This is a genomic window from Streptomyces dangxiongensis (assembly GCF_003675325.1).
In the GTDB taxonomy this organism is placed as follows: Bacteria; Actinomycetota; Actinomycetes; order Streptomycetales; family Streptomycetaceae; genus Streptomyces; species Streptomyces dangxiongensis.
The window spans coordinates 1,018,825-1,038,741 of record NZ_CP033073.1 but is presented as its reverse complement, the minus strand read 5'-3'; the positions used below and the strand labels follow the sequence as shown (position 1 = coordinate 1,038,741).

At 72.1% G+C, this 19,917-nt stretch carries 16 protein-coding genes, 1 tRNA gene and 1 pseudogene; 12 read left to right on the top strand and 6 right to left on the bottom strand.

Translation table 11 applies throughout. The features are described 5' to 3' along the window. Window positions 1-181 precede the first annotated feature (181 nt). Window positions 182-1,207 carry a LacI family DNA-binding transcriptional regulator gene (locus tag D9753_RS04645; RefSeq protein ID WP_163010622.1) on the bottom strand — a complete coding sequence of 342 codons (1,026 nt, stop codon included), beginning with the start codon at window positions 1,205-1,207 and terminating at the stop codon, window positions 182-184. Between the two features lie 134 nt (window positions 1,208-1,341). Between D9753_RS04645 and D9753_RS04640 the strand changes: the two genes are divergently transcribed. From D9753_RS04640 to D9753_RS04625, 4 genes are read left to right on the top strand one after another with little or no spacing between them, the layout of a single operon-like run. After that, complete coding sequence (locus D9753_RS04640) at window positions 1,342-2,643, top strand: ABC transporter substrate-binding protein (protein ID WP_121785839.1); 1,302 nt, start codon at window positions 1,342-1,344, stop codon at window positions 2,641-2,643. A gap of 7 nt (window positions 2,644-2,650) precedes the next feature. Then, window positions 2,651-3,604, top strand: coding sequence for a carbohydrate ABC transporter permease (locus D9753_RS04635; protein ID WP_121785838.1), 954 nt, complete (start codon window positions 2,651-2,653; stop codon window positions 3,602-3,604). Continuing rightward, window positions 3,601-4,419 carry a carbohydrate ABC transporter permease gene (locus D9753_RS04630; RefSeq protein WP_121785837.1) on the top strand — a complete coding sequence of 273 codons (819 nt, stop codon included), beginning with the start codon at window positions 3,601-3,603 and terminating at the stop codon, window positions 4,417-4,419. The genes D9753_RS04635 and D9753_RS04630 overlap by 4 nt, the downstream gene beginning before the upstream one ends. Then, window positions 4,416-6,815, top strand: a complete 2,400-nt coding sequence (locus D9753_RS04625; RefSeq protein WP_121785836.1) for a beta-xylosidase/alpha-l-arabinosidase — start codon at window positions 4,416-4,418, stop codon at window positions 6,813-6,815. The genes D9753_RS04630 and D9753_RS04625 overlap by 4 nt, the downstream gene beginning before the upstream one ends. Window positions 6,816-6,869: 54 nt before the next feature. On the opposite strand, the gene D9753_RS04620 is transcribed toward D9753_RS04625, so the two are convergent. Continuing rightward, window positions 6,870-8,315 carry a cellulase family glycosylhydrolase gene (locus D9753_RS04620; protein WP_205614054.1) on the bottom strand — a complete coding sequence of 482 codons (1,446 nt, stop codon included), beginning with the start codon at window positions 8,313-8,315 and terminating at the stop codon, window positions 6,870-6,872. 241 nt (window positions 8,316-8,556) lie between these two features. Between D9753_RS04620 and D9753_RS04615 the strand changes: the two genes are divergently transcribed. From D9753_RS04615 to D9753_RS04595, 5 genes are all read left to right on the top strand, one after another. Continuing rightward, entirely contained in the window at window positions 8,557-9,576 is a 1,020-nt protein-coding gene (locus D9753_RS04615) for a substrate-binding domain-containing protein (protein ID WP_121785834.1), read from the top strand. Continuing rightward, window positions 9,576-10,652: an ABC transporter permease gene (locus D9753_RS04610; protein WP_121785833.1), complete on the top strand. Its 1,077-nt coding sequence runs from the start codon at window positions 9,576-9,578 to the stop codon at window positions 10,650-10,652. The genes D9753_RS04615 and D9753_RS04610 overlap by 1 nt, the downstream gene beginning before the upstream one ends. Window positions 10,653-10,656: 4 nt before the next feature. Beyond that, window positions 10,657-11,574: an ATP-binding cassette domain-containing protein gene (locus D9753_RS04605; RefSeq protein ID WP_121785832.1), complete on the top strand. Its 918-nt coding sequence runs from the start codon at window positions 10,657-10,659 to the stop codon at window positions 11,572-11,574. Between the two features lies 1 nt (window position 11,575). Next, window positions 11,576-12,484 carry a sugar phosphate isomerase/epimerase family protein gene (locus D9753_RS04600; RefSeq protein WP_121785831.1) on the top strand — a complete coding sequence of 303 codons (909 nt, stop codon included), beginning with the start codon at window positions 11,576-11,578 and terminating at the stop codon, window positions 12,482-12,484. Window positions 12,485-12,647: 163 nt separating this feature from the next. Beyond that, window positions 12,648-12,842, top strand: coding sequence for a hypothetical protein (locus tag D9753_RS04595; RefSeq protein WP_121785830.1), 195 nt, complete (start codon window positions 12,648-12,650; stop codon window positions 12,840-12,842). 64 nt (window positions 12,843-12,906) lie between these two features. Here D9753_RS04595 and D9753_RS04590 read toward each other — a convergent pair whose 3' ends face one another. Next, window positions 12,907-13,911, bottom strand: coding sequence for a Gfo/Idh/MocA family protein (locus D9753_RS04590; RefSeq protein WP_121785829.1), 1,005 nt, complete (start codon window positions 13,909-13,911; stop codon window positions 12,907-12,909). A gap of 107 nt (window positions 13,912-14,018) precedes the next feature. Here D9753_RS04590 and D9753_RS04585 point away from each other — a divergent pair. Further along, a pseudogene (locus D9753_RS04585) lies at window positions 14,019-15,052 on the top strand (LacI family DNA-binding transcriptional regulator). Window positions 15,053-15,302: 250 nt separating this feature from the next. Here D9753_RS04585 and D9753_RS04580 read toward each other — a convergent pair. Together D9753_RS04580 and D9753_RS04575 are read right to left on the bottom strand one after the other, a co-directional pair. Further along, window positions 15,303-16,463 (bottom strand): Gfo/Idh/MocA family protein, encoded by a 1,161-nt coding sequence (locus tag D9753_RS04580; RefSeq protein WP_121785828.1) that lies wholly within the window; start codon window positions 16,461-16,463, stop codon window positions 15,303-15,305. Between the two features lie 133 nt (window positions 16,464-16,596). Next, window positions 16,597-16,941, bottom strand: coding sequence for a cupin domain-containing protein (locus D9753_RS04575; protein WP_121785827.1), 345 nt, complete (start codon window positions 16,939-16,941; stop codon window positions 16,597-16,599). Between the two features lie 129 nt (window positions 16,942-17,070). Between D9753_RS04575 and D9753_RS04570 the strand changes: the two genes are divergently transcribed. Together D9753_RS04570 and D9753_RS04565 are read left to right on the top strand one after the other, a co-directional pair. After that, complete coding sequence (locus D9753_RS04570) at window positions 17,071-17,586, top strand: hypothetical protein (protein ID WP_121785826.1); 516 nt, start codon at window positions 17,071-17,073, stop codon at window positions 17,584-17,586. Between the two features lie 111 nt (window positions 17,587-17,697). Beyond that, a tRNA-Pro gene (locus D9753_RS04565) sits at window positions 17,698-17,771 on the top strand. Between the two features lie 781 nt (window positions 17,772-18,552). Here the strand turns inward: D9753_RS04565 and D9753_RS04560 are convergent. Further along, window positions 18,553-19,803: a helix-turn-helix domain-containing protein gene (locus D9753_RS04560; protein ID WP_121785825.1), complete on the bottom strand. Its 1,251-nt coding sequence runs from the start codon at window positions 19,801-19,803 to the stop codon at window positions 18,553-18,555. Window positions 19,804-19,917: the final 114 nt, after the last annotated feature.

Sequence of the window (19,917 nt, the reverse complement as noted above, 5' to 3'; positions counted from 1 at the left end):
TCCCCGCCGGCACGCGAACCACGCCTGCCTCCTGCTGCCGGCGCGGACCGCGTCCGCCCGGACGCGGTTCGCGGGCGGTGGGGGCCGGCTCGCCCCGGGCCGCGTGTCTGTGTGGGCGGCGCTGGCCGCGTCTCTTCCGGGCCGCGTTCTCCGCGGGCGGTGCGGGGCGCGGGGTGCGTGTTCAGTCCGGCGTGGGCGGCGCGGCGGTGCTCTGCCTCACCACCAGATGCGTGGCCAGCTCGATCCGCAGGGCGGCCTTGCGGGGATCCGCGGGCCGCAGCAGCATCCGGGCCGCTTCCTCGGCCATGCGCCGCAGCGGCTGCTGCACGGTGGTGAGGGGCGGGCTCGACCACCGGGCCGGCGGTACGTCGTCGTACCCCACCACCGACAGTTCCCGCGGCACGCTCAGGCCCAGCACCCGGGCCGCCTCCAGGACGCCCAGCGCCTGCAGGTCGCTGCCGGCGAAGATCGCCGTGGGCCGGTCGGGGCGGCGCAGCAGGTCCAGGGCGTGCTCGTAGCCGCCCTGGACGTGGAAGTCGCCGAAGCGCACCAGCCGCGGGTCCGGCGCCAGCCCCGCCATCGCCAGCGCCGAGCGGTACCCGTCCAGCCGGGCCAGCGAGCACATCAGGTCCTCGGGCCCGGTGATGATGGCGACGCGTTCGTGTCCCTGGTCGGTGAGGTGGCGGGTGGCGGCCAGCCCGCCGGCCCAGTTGGCCGAACCGACGGAGGGTACGTCGGGATCGGGATCGCCGGCCGGGTCCACGATGACGAACGGGATGGCCCGGGACCGCAGCCGCCTCTTCACGGCCTCCGGCACGGTGGAGAAGACCAGCAGCACTCCCAGGGGCCGGCGGCGCAGGACTCCGTCGATCCATTCGGGTCCGGGTGCCTGCCGTGTCCCGCTCTCCGTGAGCGCGACGGTCGCGCCGCTGCGCTGGGCGACGTTCTCCACGCCCCGGATCAGCTCCATCGCCCAGACGCTCTCCAGTTCGTGGAAGACGATCTCGATGAGCGGGGCCGGCGGCGGTCCGGGGGTGCGCCGGCGGTAGCCGTGAGCCTCCAGCAGGCGTTCGACCTTGTCGCGGGTTGCGGGGGAGACATCCGAACGACCGTTGAGGACTTTCGAAACTGTCGGAAGGGAGACGCCGGCCTCTCTGGCCACGGCTGCCAGGGTCACTCTGCGGCCGACCTCGTCATCTGCGCCCATGGCCGCAGCATAAGGCATGCCGTCCGATAACGGTTTGGCCGCGTGCGTGCACGACCGTTGACCGATTCTTCGGTCTGCTCCTACTGTCCAGCCGCAGGACTTTCGGCTCTATTACCGAAACTTTCGGAAGGCGGATGACCATGCGTACACGGATGCCTCGGGTGCTCGCCGGCGGTGCGACGCTCGCCCTGGCGGCGAGCCTCGCCGGCTGCGGAAACAGCGGGGGAGGTTCCTCGGACGACGGCAGGATCCACGTGCTGGTCTACGGGGACGCCAGCAACAAGGTCGAGAAGCGGATCGTCGACACCTTCAACAGGACCTCGGACGTCAAGGCCGTCCTCGACACCATTCCCGGCGCCGACTACCAGCAGAAGCTCCAGACGATCATCAACACACCGCAGGCGCCGGACGTCTTCTTCAACTGGGGCGGCGGCAGCATCCAGCCGTTCGTGAAGGCCGGGCTGCTGATGCCGCTGGACGACTTCGTGAAGAAGGACCCGAACCTGGACGACAAGTTCCTGCCCGCCGTCTACAACAGCGCCGTCGTCGACGGCAAGCCCTACGGCGTCCCGATGCGCGGTACCCAGCCCGTCCTGCTGTTCCACAACAAGGACGTCCTCCACAAGGCGAACGTGGACCGGCCCGAGACCTGGAACCAGCTGATCGACGCCGTCAAGAAGCTCAAGTCCCAGGGCGTCACCCCCATCGCCCTCGGCGGCGGCGACCAGTGGCCGACGCTCATGTGGTTCGAGTACGTCTACGACCGCGTCGCCGGCCATGAGCTGTTCCAGAAGGCCCTGGACGGAGACAAGGACGCCTGGGCGAGCGCGGACAGCCGCAAGGCGCTCGGCATGCTCCGCGAGCTGGTCGACGCCGGCGCCTTCGGCAAGAACTACGACTCCGTGAAGTACACCAACGGCGCCTCGCCCGCGCTGGTGGCCCAGGGCAAGGCCGGCTTCGAGCTGATGGGCTCCTGGTACTACGCGCAGCAGCAGCAGGACGCCAAGGACTTCGCCGCCGAGGGCCTGGGCTACACCTCGTTCCCGGCCGTTCCCGGCGGCAAGGGCGACCCGTCCGACGTCGTCGGCAACACCAACAACTTCTATTCGGTGCTGAAGAAGACCGAGCACCCCGAGGCGGTCGCCCGGTTCCTGAAGCTGATGTACTCCGACCAGTTCGTCAAGGCGCAGCTCGCCATCGGCAACCTGCCGACCACCACGAACACGCCGCGGTTCCTCGGCACGTCGGCCAGCCCCGCCTACTCCCGCTTCCAGTACGGCCTCGTCGCCAAGGCGAAGTCGTTCCAGCTCTCCTGGGACCAGGCGTACCCGCCGTCGGCCATGACGCCCATCCACCAGGCCGTCCAGCAGTTCTTCGACGGGCAGCTCGACACCGACGGCTTCATCAAGGCCATGCAGGCCCTCCCGGCCGAGTGAACCGCTCATGACCACACAGACAACGAGCGCTCCGCCCGCCGCCCCGGTCCCCGGAAAGGCCCGGCGGGCGGAAGCCCCCTACACCGCCCGGGGCACGCGCCCCGGCTTCCTCTGGGCCCTGCCCGCCACCCTGTTCTTCGCCCTCTTCGCCATCGTGCCGCTGATCATGGTGGCGGTGCTGTCCTTCATGAGCTGGAACGGCCTGGGGTCGCCGCGGTTCGTCGGAACGGACAACTGGCAGCGCATCCTCGACGACCCCGTGATGATCAAGAGCATCTGGCTCACCCTGCTGCTCACCGCCCTGGGTGTGGCCCTCCAGACCCCGCTGAGCATCGTGCTCGGCGTCTGGGCCGCCGGACACCAGCGCAACCGCGCCGTCCTCTCGGCGATCTACTTCGTCCCGCTGCTGCTGTCGTCCACCGCCGTGTCGGTGCTCTGGCGGGCCCTGCTGGACCCGAACTTCGGCATCCCCGCGCGGATGACCTGGCTGTTCGGCGACGGCAACCTGTTCGGTGAGCAGGCCTCGGCCATCGGCGTGCTGGCCTTCGTCAGCACCTGGCAGTTCACCCCGTTCCACACGCTGATCTACCAGGGCGCCGCCCGTGCCGTCCCGCAGGTGCTGTACCAGGCGGCGGCGATCGACGGCGCGGGGCGCTACCGCCAGTTCTTCCACATCACCCTGCCGCAACTGCGCACCTCGGTGATCACCTCGATGATCCTGATGATCGTCGGCGGGCTCACCACCTTCGAGACCGTGCTCATCCTCACCCAGGGCGGACCGGGCACCGACACCACGATCAGCGCCTACTACATGTACCAGAAGGCGTTCAAGGGCTTCGACTTCGGCGCCGGCTCGGCCATCGCCCTCTGCCTGGTCCTCGCCGCCACGGTCGTCTCGCTGATCGTCGTCCGTGTCTCCGGCTACGACAGGATGCGCAGCTCCACGGAGGGGGTGTCATGAGGCAACGCCCCAACTACCCGGCCGGCGCCGGCTCGCTGCTCTGGCTGGTCCTGGTGGGCCTGCCGCTGTACGTGATGCTCGCCGCGACCCTGCGCACCCGCCAGGACTACGCGAAGAACGGCCCCCTGTCCTTCCCCCGCGACCTCACCCTGGACAACTACACCGGGGCCTTCGACTCGGGCTTCGGCCGGTACTTCCTCAACACCATCGTCGTCACCGTCTGCGTCGTCGGCGTGGTGCTGCTGCTCGTACCGCCCCTGGCCTACGCGATCGTGCGCAGCCGCGGCCGGGTCACCTCGCAGATCTTCCGGCTGTTCCTGCTGGGCCTCGCCATCCCCGCCCAGGCCGTCATCGTCCCGATGTTCTACCTGATCAGCGAGGCGGGCCTGTACGACAACCTGCTCGGGGTCATCCTGCCCACCGCCGCGTTCTGCCTGCCGATGTCGGCGCTCATCCTCAGCGGTGCCATGCGCGACATCAGCCCCGAGCTGTTCGAGGCCATGACGATGGACGGGGCGAGCCCGAGGCGGATGTTCTTCCAGCTCGTCGTCCCGCTCTCGCGCGGCGGCCTCTCCACGATCGTGGTGTTCTCCGCGCTCCAGGCGTGGAACGGCTTCCTGTTCCCGCTCGTCCTGACCCAGTCCGACTCCACCAAGGTGATCACGCTGGGTCTGTACAACTTCCAGACCGAACACGGCATCGACATCCCCGGTCTGCTGGGCGCCGTGACGCTGTCCATGATGCCCGTCCTGCTCGTCTACCTGTTCGCCCGCCGGGCCCTCGTCCAGGGCCTGATGGGCATGGGAGGAAAGTGACCGCCAACGTGGCCGTAGAGACCACCCCCGAAGTCCCCCTCTGGAACGACCCGGCCCAGGACACCGGCACCCGGGTGTCCGCGCTGATCGGCGCGATGACCGTCGAGGAGAAGATCGCCCAGCTCTACGGCGTGTGGGTCGGCGCGTCCGACGAGGGCGCCGAAGTCGCCCCGCACCAGCACGACATGGACGACGCGGTGGACCTCGACGCCCTCCTGCCGGCCGGTCTGGGACAGCTCACCCGCCCCTTCGGCACGGCACCCGTCGACCCCGCGCTCGGCGCGCTCTCCCTGGCGCGCACCCAGAAGCGGATCACCGCCGCGAACCGCTTCGGCATTCCCGCCCTGGCGCACGAGGAATGCCTGGCCGGCTTCGCCACCTGGGGTGCCACCGCCTACCCCGTCCCGCTGTCCTGGGGCGCCACCTTCGACCCCGGCCTGATCCGCCGGATGGCCGCCGCCATCGGCCGCGACATGCGGTCCGTCGGCGTCCACCAGGGCCTCGCGCCCGTCCTGGACGTCGTCCGCGACGCACGCTGGGGCCGCGTCGAGGAGACCATCGGCGAGGACCCCTACCTCGTCGGCAGCATCGGCACCGCCTACGTCCAGGGTCTGCGGTCCGCCGGCGTCGTCGCCACCCTGAAACACTTCGCCGGCTACTCCGCCTCCCGTGCCGGCCGCAACCTCGCACCCGTCGGCATGGGCCCGCGCGAACGGGCGGACGTCGTCCTGCCCCCCTTCGAGATGGCCGTGCGCGAGGGCGGAGCCGACTCCGTCATGCACGCCTACACCGACACCGACGGCATGCCCTCCGCGGCCGACGAGGACCTCCTCACCGGACTGCTGCGCGACACCTGGGGCTTCGACGGCACGGTCGTCGCCGACTACTTCGGCATCGCCTTCCTCAGGACCCTGCACGGCGTCGCCGGCGACTGGGCGGAGGCCGCGGGAGCAGCCCTGCGGGCGGGCGTCGACGTGGAACTGCCCACCGTCAAGACGTTCGGCGCGCCCCTCGCCGAAGCCGTCGCCGCGGGCCGGGTCCCGGAGTCGCTCATCGACCGCGCGCTGCGCCGGGTGCTCACCCAGAAGGCCCGGCTGGGCCTGCTCGACGCCGGCTGGGACCCGGTCCCGGCCGCCCTGCGGGGAGGCGACCTGGACGACCCGGACGCCCTGCGCGGCAGCGTCGGCCTGGACAGCGCCGAGAACCGGGAACTGGCCCGCACCGTCGCCGAGGAGGCCGTCGTCCTGCTGGCCAACGACGGCACCCTGCCGCTGGGCCGGCCCCGCCGCATCGCCCTGATCGGCCCCAACGCCGCCGAACCCACCGCCGTACTGGGCTGCTACTCCTTCCCCCAGCACGTCGGCGTGCACCATCCGCGGACACCGGCCGGCATCGACCTGCCCACCCTGGAGGACGCCCTGCGGCGCGAGTTCCCCGACGCGGAGATCACCGTGGCCCGCGGCACCGGCGTCGACGACGGCGACGTCTCCGGCATCGCCGGGGCCGTCCGCACCGCGCGCGGGGCCGACGTCGTCGTCGTGGCCCTCGGCGACCGCGCGGGACTGTTCGGCCGGGGCACCAGCGGCGAGGGCTGCGACGCCGAGTCACTGGCCCTGCCCGGCGCCCAGCAGCACCTGCTAGACGCGCTCCTGGACTGCGGCACGCCGGTGGTGGCGGTCCTGCTCGCCGGCCGGCCCTACGCCCTCGGCCGCGCCGCCGACGAGGCCGCCGCGCTCGTGCAGTCCTTCTTCCCCGGCGTGGAGGGCACCACCGCCATCGCCGGAGTCCTCAGCGGCCGGACCGTCCCGTCCGGACGGCTGCCGGTCAGCGTGCCCCGCGGTACGGGCGGCCAGCCCGCCACCTACCTCGGTGCCCGGCTCGCCCAGGCCGGCGACGTCTCCAGCATCGACCCCACCCCGGCGTTCGCGTTCGGGCACGGCCTGTCCTACACGTCCTTCGACTGGGACGGCCTGGCGGTCGGGCGGGCCGAGGCGGACACCGGCGGCGAGTTCACCCTCGGCCTCACGGTGCGCAACACGGGGGAGCGGTACGGCACCGAGACCGTCCAGCTATACCTGCACGACCCGGTCGCCTCCGTCGTCCAGCCCGTGCAGCGGCTCATCGGGTACACCCGGGTCCCGCTCGCCCCGGGCGAGGACCGCCGGCTGCGCGTGACCGTACCGGCCGACCTGGCCTCCTTCACGGGCCGCGACGGGCGACGGGTGGTCGAACCGGGCGAGCTGCACCTGCGTCTGGCGGCGTCCAGCAGCGACGTCCGGCTGACGGCGACGGTCACCCTGACCGGCGCGTCACGCCACGTGGACCACCACCGCCGGTTCCACGCGCACTTCGAGCAGGAGACGTCAGGGCGGCCGGAGCCGCACGCCGCCGCCTGACCGCCATCGCGCCGTGGCCCGTCCCGGAGGGGAGGCGGGCCGCGGCGCCGGCCGTCAGCCGCGCTCCACAGTGACGGTCACCAGGCTGCCCGGTACGGCCCGCACCCACGCCCGGCCGGCCGGCCCGAGCACGACGGCCGCACCGCCGTCGGCCGTGACCCGCCAGGTGCCCGGCGGCAGGGACAGCCCGGTCAGCCGGGGCCCGTGAGGCGCCGCACGGTAGGAGAGCCGGTACACGCCCCGCCCGGCGTCGTACGCGGCGGAGCGGACCGTGCCCGCGACGGCCTGCGCGTACGGCTCGGCGGTCAGCTCCTTGTGGGCGCGGAGGACGCCCGCGTCGTCGACCGCGCAGTACCCGCCGCCGTAGCACCACACATAGCCCGCCCAGCCGGAGGCGTAGCGGCCCAGGGAGGCCATCGCGTCCCGGTAGAAGCGGCCCATGTTCGGCAGGGTGCTGTCGGGCGGGCCCCACTCGCCGACCACGACGGGAATCCCGTACCGCTCCGGATATGCGGTGACGGCCCGCTCGTACGCCTCGATCCAGCCGGCCCCGGGGTCGTAGTCGGAGCCGGCCTCCATGGCGGTGTCGTAGAAGTGCGGCGCGTACACGACCCGGGGATCCTCGACGCGGCCGAGTGCGGTCGGTACGCCCTCGCCCACGACCGGGGTGGGCTCGACGAACAGCCAGGAGTGCCGGTCGGCCGAACGGACCGCGTCGGCCAGGCGGTTGTACATCGGCGTGAGCTGCTCACGCTCGATCCGGCCCGCCGCCGTGACCTGGTCCTCCTCCGGCCGCGCTTCGCCCATCGGCTCGTTGAGGAGGTCGTAGCCCAGCAGGGCCGGATGGCGGGCGAAGCGGCCGGCGAGGGTCCGCCACATCCGGGCCTGGGCCCGGCGCAGGTCGGTGTCCTCGTACAGGTGGGTGAAGGCGCGCTGCACGGCGGGCTCGAAGTACTCGGCGAACCAGTCGTCCGGATGCGGTGTGAAGGGCAGTCCGTCGGTCCTGGTCGCCCACTCGGGGATGCCGCGGTGGCCGAAGGCGGGGCCGAAGACGTCCTGGTGGGCGTCGAGCACGACCTTCACGCCGTAGCGCTCGGCCCAGTCCAGTATCCGGCCGATCCGGCTGAGGTAAGCGCGGCTGTACTGCCCCGGACTCGGCTCCAGGTCGTCCCAGAAGACCAGCAGCCGGGCGAAGTCGAAGCCATGGGCGCGCATGTCGCGCAGGTGCCGTTCGGTGATGCCGGTCAGCGCCTGGTCGCCGCGGTGCGCCTTGTCCTCGATGTTCCAGCCGTGCAGGGTGAGGACCCGCCCCTGCCGGTCGGTGAGCGGGGGTATGCCCCGCCCGGCGTCCTCGGCGCGGGCGGTGGCGCGGGCGGTGGTGGCGGTGGCGTGGGCGGGGGCGGTGGTGGGGGCGAGCAGCGCGGCTACGGCCGCGCTCGCCGTCAGAATCGCTCGCAGCACAGGAGACCTCCGGGCCGGCGGTGTTCGTGTGCCGCGCATCCCACCAGTGGTCGCGGCGCTTCTCAAGGGGGCCGGAGCCATCCGGTGTCGGCCGCGGTCCACCGGGTTCCCGGGCGCGGCGCGGGCACCTGGCCGGGTGTGTATTTGTCCTTACATTCTGACCTGCTTGTGAAATGATGTCTTAACAAACCATTGACAGCGGGCTCGGTACAGACTTGTATCCCGTCCCAACGCAACAGCGTCCGTTCCCCCGTCGCACGCACAGTGAGGTGCAGGCAAGATGGACCGCTCTTCTCGCTCCCGCTCCCGCAGAGCGGCCCCCCTCGTGGCCGTGGCCGCCGCGGCGGCGCTCACCCTCGCCGCCTGCTCCAGCGGCTCCGGCGGCAAGAAGGCCCAGGAGGGAGCGGCGAACGCCTCCGCGGGCAGGGCCGACACGCCCCGGATGACCGTCGCGCTGGTCACCCACCAGGCACCCGGAGACACCTTCTGGGACACCGTCCGCAAGGGCGCACAGGCCGCGGCGGCCAAGGACAACGTCAAGCTGGTCTACTCCGCCGACCCGAACGCCGGCAACCAGGCCGGCCTGGTGCAGAACGCCGTCGACCAGAAGGTCGACGGCATCGCGGTCACCCTGGCCAAGCCGGACGCGATGAAGGGCGTCCTCGGCAAGGCCGAGCAGGCCGGCATCCCGGTGGTCGGCCTGAACTCGGGACTGAGCGACTGGAAGAAGCTCGGCCTGGTGGAGTTCTTCGGGCAGGACGAGGGCGTGGCGGGCGAGGCGTTCGGCGACAAGCTCGACACCACCCCCGCCAAGAAGATCGTCTGCGTGATCCAGGAACAGGGCAACGTCGGTCTCACCCAGCGCTGCGACGGCGTGAGGAAGACGTTCAAGGGCACCACTGAGACCCTGTACGTGAACGGCACCGACATGCCGTCCGTGAAGTCGACCATCACGGCGAAGCTCAAGCAGGACAACTCCATCGACACCGTGGTCACCCTCGGCGCCCCCATCGCCCTCACCGCGACCCAGTCCGTGGGCGACGCGGGCAGCAAGGCGAAGGTGGCCACCTTCGACCTCAACAACCGGCTGGTCAAGGCCGTCCAGAACGGCAGCATCGAGTTCGCCGTCGACCAGCAGCCCTACCTCCAGGGCTACCTGGCGGTCGACTCCCTGTGGCTCTACGAGAACAACGGCAACTACAGCGGCGGCGGAGTGCAGCCGGTGCTCACCGGCCCGGCCTTCGTCGACAGGAGCAACGTCGACAAGATCGCCGAGTTCGCCGCGAAGGGCACCCGGTGATGAGTATGGCCCAGCAGGCTGAGCCGGTGGTGGGCACGCCGCCGGCGCCCGGCCCCCGGCGAACCGACGGCCGCACCTCCCGGCGCCCGCTGCCGCTCCGGCTCCTCGCCCGGCCCGAAGTGGGCGTCTTCCTCGGCGCCGTGGCCGTTCTGGTCTTCTTCCTGATCGTCGCGCCGCCGGTGCGTGACGGCAGCTCGATGGCGAACATCCTCTACCAGTCGTCGACCATCGGCATCATGGCCCTCCCGGTGGCCCTGCTGATGATCGGCGGCGAGTTCGACCTCTCCTCGGGCGTCGCGGTGATCTCCTCGGCGCTCACCGCGAGCATGCTCAGCTACCAGCTCACCCTGAACGTGTGGACCGGCGTGATCGTCGCCCTGGTCGTGTCCCTCGCGATCGGCGCCCTCAACGGCTGGATGGTCGTCCGGACCGGGCTGCCCAGCTTCCTGGTCACCCTCGGCACCTTCCTGATCCTCCAGGGCGCCAACCTGGCCGTGACCAAGCTGGTCACCGGCAACGTCGCCACCGACGACGTCAGCGACATGGACGGCTTCGGCCAGGCCAGGAAGATCTTCGCATCCTCCTTCGACGTCGGCGGGGTGCAGGTCAAGATCACCGTGGTCTGGTGGCTGGTCCTCGCGGCCCTCGCCACCTGGGTGCTGCTGCGCACCAGGTACGGCAACTGGATCTTCGCGGTCGGCGGCGACAAGGGAAGCGCCCGCGCCGTCGGCGTCCCCGTCACCTTCACCAAGATCAGCCTGTTCATGCTGGTCGGCTTCGGCGCCTGGTTCGTCGGCATGCACAACCTGTTCTCGTTCAACACCGTGCAGTCCGGCGAGGGCGTCGGGCAGGAGCTGATCTACATCGCCGCGGCCGTCATCGGCGGCTGCCTGCTCACCGGCGGCTACGGCTCCGCGATCGGCCCGGTCTTCGGCGCCTTCATGTTCGGCATGGTGCAGCAGGGCATCGTCTACGCCGGCTGGAACCCCGACTGGTTCAAGGCGTTCCTCGGCGTGATGCTGCTCGGCGCCGTCCTGATCAATCTGTGGGTACAGCGCACGGCGACCCGGAGGTGACCCCATGACCGACAACGGAACCACTGCCGACGGCAGCGGCACCGTCCGCCGGGGCGGCGCCCCGGCACCGGACGGCCCCCTGGTCGAACTGCGCGGCGCCGGCAAGTCCTACGGCAACATCCGCGCCCTGCACGGTGTCGACCTCCAGGTCCACGCCGGCCGCGTCACCTGTGTGCTCGGCGACAACGGCGCCGGCAAGTCCACCCTCATCAAGATCATCTCGGGGCTGCACCAGCACACCGAGGGCGAGTTCCTCGTCGACGGACAGCCGGTGCGCTTCCACACCCCGCGCGAGGCCCTGGACAAGGGCATCGCCACCGTCTACCAGGACCTGGCCACCGTCCCCCTCATGCCCGTGTGGCGGAACTTCTTCCTCGGCTCCGAGCTGACCAGGGGCCCCTGGCCCGTCCGCCGCCTCGACATCGCCCATATGAAGAGAACCGCCGACGAGGAACTGCGCCGGATGGGCATCGCCCTGGACGACCTCGAACAGCCCATCGGCACCCTCTCCGGCGGCCAGCGGCAGAGCGTGGCCATCGCCCGCGCCGTCCACTTCGGCGCCCGCGTCCTCATCCTGGACGAGCCGACGGCCGCCCTCGGCGTCAAGCAGTCCGGCGTGGTCCTGAAGTACATCGCCGCCGCCCGCGACCGCGGCCTCGGCGTCATCTTCATCACCCACAACCCCCACCACGCCTACATGGTCGGCGACCACTTCAGCGTCCTGCGCCTCGGCACCCTCGAACTGTCCGCCGAACGCGCCGACGTCACCCTGGAACAGCTCACCAACCACATGGCCGGCGGCGCCGAACTCGCCACGCTCAAGCACGAACTGGCCCAGGTGCGCGGTGTCGACGTGGAGGAGCTGCCCGAGGACGGCGGTCCCGGCGCGCCCGTGTCGACCTCCCCGGAAGGAACCCCCTGACATGGACCGTCCCACCCCTCTGGACCGCATCCGGGTCGGCTCCGCCCCCGACTCCTGGGGCGTCTGGTTCCCCGACGACCCCCGGCAGGTGCCCTGGGAACGCTTCCTCGACGAGGTCCGCCAGGCCGGCTACGAGTGGATCGAACTCGGCCCCTACGGCTACCTCCCCACCGACCCGGCGCGGCTGACGGAGGAAGTGGCCGCGCGCGGCCTGAAGGTCTCGGCGGGCACGGTCTTCACCAGCCTGCACCGGGGCCCGGCCGGCTGGGAGGAGACCTGGGCCCACGTCAGCCAGGTCGCCGCGCTCACCCGGGCGGTGGGCGCCGGGCACCTCGTCGTGATCCCCTCCTTCTGGCGGGACGACAGGACCGCCGAGATCCTGGAACCCCCCGAGCTGACCACCGAGCAGTGGGCCCACCTGACCAAGGGCATGGAACGGCTCGGCCACGAGGTCAGGGAGGCGTACGGCCTGGAACTCGTCGTGCACCCGCACGCCGACACCCACATCGACACCGAGGCCCACGTCGGACGGTTCCTGGACTCCACCGACAGCGCGCTGGTCAACCTCTGCCTGGACACCGGGCACTACGCCTACTGCGGCGGCGACAGCGTCAGGCTCATCGAGACCTACGGCGAGCGCATCGGCTACCTGCACCTCAAGCAGGTCGACCCGGACGTCCTCGCCGAGGTGGTCGCCGACGGGGTGCCGTTCGGGCCGGCCGTGCAGCGCGGGGTGATGTGCGAACCCCCCACCGGCGTGCCGGAGCTGGGGCCGGTGCTGGAGGCCGCACAGAAACTGGGCGTGGAGCTGTTCGCGATCGTCGAGCAGGACATGTACCCGTGCGAGCCGGACGCGCCACTGCCCGTCGCGACGCGCACCCGGCGCTTCCTGCGGTCCTGCGGGGCCTGAGGAACGCGGACGCATCCGAAAGGGCCGACCGTGGCGCGCCCGTGGCCGCGGCCGGTTCCTTCGCTGTACCAGGGGATTGGGTGCGGGCACGGCCGGGAACCAACCGGGGCACGCGGGCGTTGTGCCGGATGACGGGGGACGCCCGCGCCGACGGGAGGACGAGATGACACACCGTACGGAACCCCGCACGACGCCCCAGGACGCCGCCGACCCGGCCGCCCTGCGCCGCGACCGCTTCGGCGCGCTGCCGGAACGGATACGCCCGGAGGAGACGGTGGAGACGAAGCCGGCGACGACGCCGGACCCGGCGCGGGACACCTACAACCCGGACGAGTGGCTGATCCGGTACTGCGGCTGAGACGCGGGAACGGCGCCGGACACACGCCCGGCGCCCCCTTCCGCCCGCCCCTGCCGGCCCCGGCTCACGCCCGGCGCACCTCCGCCGGCGTCACCGGGCGGTGCTCGCGCAGGGACAGCGTGCAGGCCTCGGCGATCCAGCCGGCCTCGAGGGCGTCCTCGATGGTGCAGGGCGAGGGGCGGGTGCCGGCCACGACCTCGGTGAACGCGATGAGTTCGGCGCGGTAGGCGTCGGCGAAGCGGTCCATGAAGAAGTCGTGCGGGGTGCCGGCGGGGAAGGTCACCCCCGGCTCGGCCGAGCGCAGCGCGAGCTTGTCGTCCAGTCCGACGGCGAGGGAGTCCGCGAAGCCGTGCAGCTCCATGCGGACGTCGTAACCACGGCCGTTGTGACGGGAGTTGGACACCACCGCGATCGTGCCGTCGTCCAGGGTGAGGACCGCGCCGGTGGTGTCGGCGTCGCCCGCGGCCCTGATGTGGTCGGCGCCCCGGTTGCCGCCCACCGCGTACACCTCGGCGACCTCGCGGCCCGTCACCCAGCGGATGATGTCGAAGTCGTGCACGGAGCAGTCCCGGAAGATCCCGCCGGACGCGGCGACGTACGCGGCGGGCGGCGGCGCCGGGTCGAGGGTCGTGCACCGGACGGTGTGCAGGATGCCCAGCTCACCGGCGCGCACGGCGGCCCGCGCCACGGCGAAGCCCGCGTCGAAGCGCCGGTTGTAGCCGATCTGGACCGGAACCCCGCTGTCCCGCACGGCCCGGTGCACCGCGACGCCCTCCGCCGCCGTGCGGGCCACCGGCTTCTCGCAGAAGACCGGCACACCGGCCTCGACGCCGGCCCGGATCAGCGCCGGGTGGGCGTCGGTGGCCGCCGCGACGACGAGGCCGTCCACGCCGGCCGCCAACAGGGCCTCCGGCGAGTCCGCGACCCGCGCCCCGAACCGCTCGGCGGCGGACTCGGCCGCGCCCGCGAACGGGTCGGCGACGACCAGCGACTCGACGGTGTCCAGTCCGGAGAGGGTCTCGGCATGGAAGGCGCCGATGCGGCCGAGGCCGAGGATTCCGATGCGCATGTGCACTCTTTCGGTCACAGGAGCGGAGCGGTCCTGTCATTCTTGTCAGCACAAACCCCTCGAACAACCAGCAGGCAGCCATCAAAAACCCCTCAAGGAGCCGGACCATGGGCCACCCGTTCCCCCTCCGTGAGATCGCGCGGCAGGCGGGCCTGAGCGAGGCCACCGTGGACCGGGTGCTGAACGGCAGGGGAGGGGTGCGGGAGAGCACCGCGCGGGAGGTGCACCGGGCCGTCGCGGACCTGGACCGCCAGCGCACCCAGGTCCGGCTGGTCGGCCGTACGTTCATGATGGACATCGTGGTCCAGGCGCCCGAGCGGTTCACCACCGCCGTACGCGGCGCCCTGGAGGCCGAACTGCCCGCGCTGCACCCGGCGGTGGTCCGCTCCCGTTTCCACTTCCGCGAGACCGGACCGGCCGCGGAGCAGGCCGGGACGCTGGACCGGATCGCCCGGCGCGGCTCCCAGGGCGTCATCCTCAAGGCGCCGGACGTCCCCGAGATCACGGCGGCCGTCGGCCGGATCACCGCCGCCGGCATCCCGGTCGTCACCCTCGTCACCGATCTGCCCACCAGCGGCCGTCTGGCCTACGTCGGCATCGACAACCGGGCCGCCGGCGCGACCGCCGCCTTCCTGACGGGCCAGTGGCTCGGCGACCGGCCCGGCAACGTCCTCACCAGCCTCAGCAGCGGCTTCTTCCGCAACGAGGAGGAGCGCGAGATGGGCTTCCGCGCGGCCTCATGCGGGCCCGGCACCCGGAGCGGACGCTGGTGGAGATCGCCGAGGGACAGGGTCTGGACGCCACGCAGTACGACCTCGTCCGCGCCGCCCTGGAGCGCGATCCGGAGATCCGGGCGGTGTACTCGATCGGCGGCGGCAACGACGCCACCCTGCGGGCCTTCGCCGACCTCGGCCGCGACTGCGCCGTGTTCGTCGCGCACGACCTCGACCACGACAACACTCGACTGCTGCGCGAGCACCGCCTGTCCGCCGTGCTCCACCACGACCTGCGGCACGACATGCGCGAGGCCTGCCACGAGGTGATGCGGTTCCACGGCGCGCTGCCGCCCGCGGGCTCGTTGCTGCCGTCCGCGATCCAGGTCGTCACGCCGTACAACATGCCCGCGCGGACGGCCGGGTGACGGGCGGTCCGGTGACCCGCACGGCGCGAGGCAGACCGAGGACGGACCGCGGGCCGCGGCCCTCTGAGCGGTGCGGCGAGGGTGAGTCCGCGTACGCGCGGCAGGCCGACGCGGTCGCCGGCCGCGCGGGCGAGTCCGACGAAGGCCGTGCCGGGCCCCAGGGCCGCGGCCCTGGGGCCCGGGGCTCGACCGGACGCCGGTGCCGCAGGGCAGCGGCGTGGCGGCAGCCCGGAGCGGGTCTCCGGCGCGCTCAGCCGCCGTCGACGTCCACCCACGAGCCGAGCCGGGCGGACCGCGTCATCGCGTCCAGCACGGTCGCGCTGCGCACGGCGTCCGTGAGGGTGGCCCCGTACGGCGTGCCCTCGGCGACGGAACGGACGAAGCGGCAGGCCTCGATCACCTTCAGGTCGTCGTAGCCCATCGCGTTGGCCGCGCCCGGCTGGAACGCGGCGAACTCGCCGGCACCCGGGCCGACGTACACCGTGCTGACCGGCTGGTCCTGGTACGTCGTCCCCCGGCTCACCCCGAGTTCGTTCATCCGCCGGAAGTCCCAGAACACCGCGCCCCGGGTGCCGTGCACCTCGAAACCGTAGGTGTTCTGCTCGCCGACCGAGACCCGGCAGGCCTCCAGGACCCCGCGGGCGCCGGAGGCGAAGCGCAGCAGACAGCCGACGTAGTCCTCGTTCTCGACCGGGCCCGGTGCGCCGCCGGAGGCCAGGGCGTGACCGGCCGTCGCACCGGGCGGCCGGGCCCGCTCCGGGACGAACACCGCCGTGTCCGCGGTCAGCGAGGCGATCTCACCGAGCAGGAAACGGGCCAGGTCGACGCCGTGCGAGGCCAGGTCGCCGAGCACCCCGTTCCCGCCGCGTTCCCGCTCGTACCGCCAGGTGAGGGCGGAGTCCGGGTGGGCCGCGTAGTCGCTGAACAGTCGGATGCGGGCGTGGGTGAGCGTGCCGATCCCGCCGGAGACGATCAGCTCGCGGGCGGCCTCGACGGCGGGCGCGTTGCGGTAGTTGAAGCCGACCGTGCCCTGGACACCGGCCCGGGCGACGGCGTCGGCGACCGCGCGGGCGTCCCCGGCGGTGAGGCCCACCGGCTTTTCGATCCACAGGTGCTTGCCGGCCTCGGCCATCGCCACGCCGATCTCGCGGTGCAGGAAGTTCGGCGCGGTGACGCTGACGGCCCGCACCCGCGGATCGGCCGCCACCTCGCGCCAGTCGCGGGTCGCCGACGCGAACCCGAACCGCTCGGCGGCCTCCTCGGCCCGGCCGGGCACCTCCTCGGCGACCGTCACCAGCCGGGGGCGCAGCGGGAGCAGCGGATAGTGGTGGGGGAGCCGGGCGTACGCCTGGGTGTGCACCCGGCCCATCCAGCCGAACCCGATGACGGCGACACCCAGCGCATCCACCATGACAGCCTCTCCCTGACCCGTGGGACCGGTCCCTCTCCGTCCGGGCCACCTTTGTCCGGACATACGCGCGGTGTCAACCCTCCGACCGGGCGACACACCTCTGGCGGTTCCGGGCGACAGGGGCCGGGCGCGCTCAGAGGGTGATGGCGTAGGCCTTGCGGAGTGTCTCGTGCACGGTCCACGTCGTCCGGTCGCCCGCGCGCAGCACCGCCATGTCACCGGGCCCCACCGTCAGCACCGGCCCGTCCTCGACCTCGATCGTCGCCGAGCCGCTGATCACCACGAACAGCTCGTCCGCCTCCGTGTCGGTGACCACACCCGGCGTGATCTGCCAGATGCCGTGGATCCGCCGGCCGTCCGGCGACTCCCAGACCACCTTTCCGGTCACCTCCGGCTGCCCGGAGACGATCTGCTCCGGGTCGAGCGGTTCGGGTACCAGGTCGGCGTCGGGGATGTGGAGCGCGAAGCTGTGCGTCATGCGGCCGACCCTAGCCCGCGCGCGGGCCGTGCCGCCGTCGACAGTGTGTGGGGCATCGGGCCTGGTGGGAGGACACTTCGTCGCCCGGTGGAGTGGCGGGCGGGGCGGACGCGGGTGACTGTGGAGTGCATGTCCGACTCCACCGCGGCCGGCCCGCCGCCGCCCCGGCACCACGACACGCGCGAGGTCATCCTGTTCGGCGGGGTGTACGGCGCCGTCCTCGCCAGCTCGATGGTCGCGGCGCTCACCCAGTACGGACACACGTCCGCCGGCGTCCGTGGCTACGACGCCGCATGGGTGCTGGTGACCGCGCTCGCCTCCGCCCTCGCCCACGGTTACGCCCACTACGTCGCCGAGCGCGCCCCGCACCGCCGCCGCGACGCCCTGCTCGCCGTGCGCGACGAATGGCCGCTCGTCGCGGCCGTGCTGCCCACGGTCTTCCTGCTCGCGGGCGCCTACTGGCGGTGGTGGCCGGCGAACGGTGTGGAGTACGCGGCATTCGTCCTCAACGTCGTACTCCTCTTCGCGCTCGGCCTCATCACCGCCCGCTGGTCGGCCCGGAGCTGGCCGGCCGCCGTCCTCACCGGCCTGGTGGACGCCTTGCTCGGGCTGGTCGTGGTGGTGGCGAACGCGCTCATCAAATGACCGGCGGGCCGGACGCGCCCGGCGACCGGCGCGGGCGCGGCACGGGCACCCGCGCCGGTGCGGTAGGGTTGACGTGCGTGATCACGCGGGAGGCTCCGCGGGGGACCGCGACGGGACGTGGCGCAGCTTGGTAGCGCACTTGACTGGGGGTCAAGGGGTCGCAGGTTCAAATCCTGTCGTCCCGACGGGTTAGAAGCAGGTCAGAGGGGTCCTTCGGGGCCCCTCTTGATCGTTCCCAGAGGCGCCGTCGCACAATGTCTCACAAACCTGGTTGATCAAGGTCAGCCGAGCAGTTAGGCCAACTTCTCCGAAACCGTCTTCAACGACTGCGGGTCGGGGCGCACGTAGGTCCGCTTGGTGAACCCGTGGTCCGAGTGACCGGCCCGCTGAAGATGTGTGACCTCGTGGCCGAGATGAGCGTGGAAGAGCGCCTGGTGACGCTGGCCGAGGTCCGGACGAAGATCATGTACGGGGCGATGCACCGGGCTCTGGAACGCCCTGGAGTTGACGGCTGCGCAGCGTGCCCGCGTGCCGGAGGTGATGGCCTGTCTCCTGCGTGGCATGGCCACCGAGGGGCGGGCGGAGCGCCCCACCGCCTGAGCGGCACGAAGCCGCAGCCCGTGTGAGCCGTGGCTCCCTGGCGTGTGAACGGTCAGCCGGTCCGCTACTACCGATCAGGGCTCCAACGCTCCGAGCCTGGCTAAGATCCGTCGATGGAATGGTGGAAAACGATCGCGCCCCTGGTCGAGTAGCCCATTTAGAGCAGCAGCCACCCAAGCTGGACTGTTCTTGCGCGCACACATCGCCAGGCTGGAGGACAGGGACCTGGCCACCAGCGTGCAAGGATGGCTGGGGCCTCACCAGGACGCAACTGCCGCGCGCGCATCGCTGGACGCGCTTCAGGAGCGGCTCAGCCGCCGCCTCCGAGGACTCTACGGAGATCAGTAGGCACGACGGCCGCCGCGATCAGGCGAGCAGGAGATGTCCGTAGTCGGCCAGCACTTCGCGCGCCTCGGGTACGTCCTCGTACTCCTTCAACCGGTGCAGGACCGTCCGGGCCCGCTCCGCCGTGCGCTCCGAGGAAAGATCCCCGCACGTGTCGATGACGCGGCGGGCCTCTTCGGCGGCCTGCTCGGGCTCGTTCGCGTCGGCCAGCGCCACGGCCAGCCACGAGCGGTACAGCGCGACCTCCCGGGCGTGCGTGGCGTCGTAGCGTCCCAGCACGTCCTGGAGCAGCGGCACCGCGCGCAGCGGGCGGCGCAGCTCGGTGAACACCCGGGCGTCCATGACCTCCAGCTCCTCGCGGTTCACCCAGTACGCCCATGTCGGTGCCGGAGGGCCGTCCGTGGCGTCCAGGGCGGCGTGCGCCTCCCCGAGGGCCCGCAGGGCAGCTTGCGCCTCCCCGGCACGCGTATGTGCCCACGCCACGCGATCGTGGAACAGAGCGCGTGTCGTGGCCGGAGCGTCCGGCCCGGCCTCCGCGACGGCCGCCTTCGCCAGCTCCAGGCCCTCCCGCTCCCGGCCACTGTTCGTCAGGTGGTAGCCGAGGCTGCCCGCGAGCTGCGCCACCAGCGGGGTGTCCCCGGCCTGGCGGGCGGCCGAGAGCCCGAGCCGGTAGGCGTACTCCGCGTCCTCACCCCGACCGGCGTCCGAGGCGATCCACCCGGCGATCTGCCCCAACTCCCCGATCTGCACCAGCAGGCCGCGCCCCGTCTCCTCGGAGTGCTGGGACTCGCGGTACAGGCGGACGGCGGCGCGCAGCTCCCGGAAGGCGGGGGCGATCAGGTCCCCGCCGGCCAGCACGTCGTCCGCGAGCCGGAGGCCGTGCACGCGGGCCGCCAGTCCAGCAACCGTGGTGGTGCCGATACGACGGCCGCGGGGGGCTGCCAGGGGCTCCAGCGCATCCCCGTCGGGCAGCAGGTCCGCGAGGGTGGCCGCGATCCCAGGGAGGGCGGCCTGTGCGTCGCCCCGGGCGTACGCGGCTGCTTGCTCCAGTTCACGCAGAGGCACGCCGAGTACCTGGGCGTAGGTGGGCAGCCACACGTCCGGGATGCGCTCCCCGCGCTCCCACCGGGAGACCTCGTTCCGCGTGATCGACTGGGCGCCGGACACGGCGCACAGCACGGCGGCGAACTGCCGCTGCGAGCGGCCGGAGTGCCGCCGCAGACCGGCGAGGTAGGCGCCGAACTCGCGGCGTCGCTCGGTGGTGTCGCTCATGGTGGCCCCCTTCCGTATCCAGTGTGGCCCCTCCCTGGCCCCCTGGTGGGCTCCTCCGCGTGATCACGCCCCCCGGTTACCTGAACGCGAAGCGCCCCGGCTACCGCGCGAACG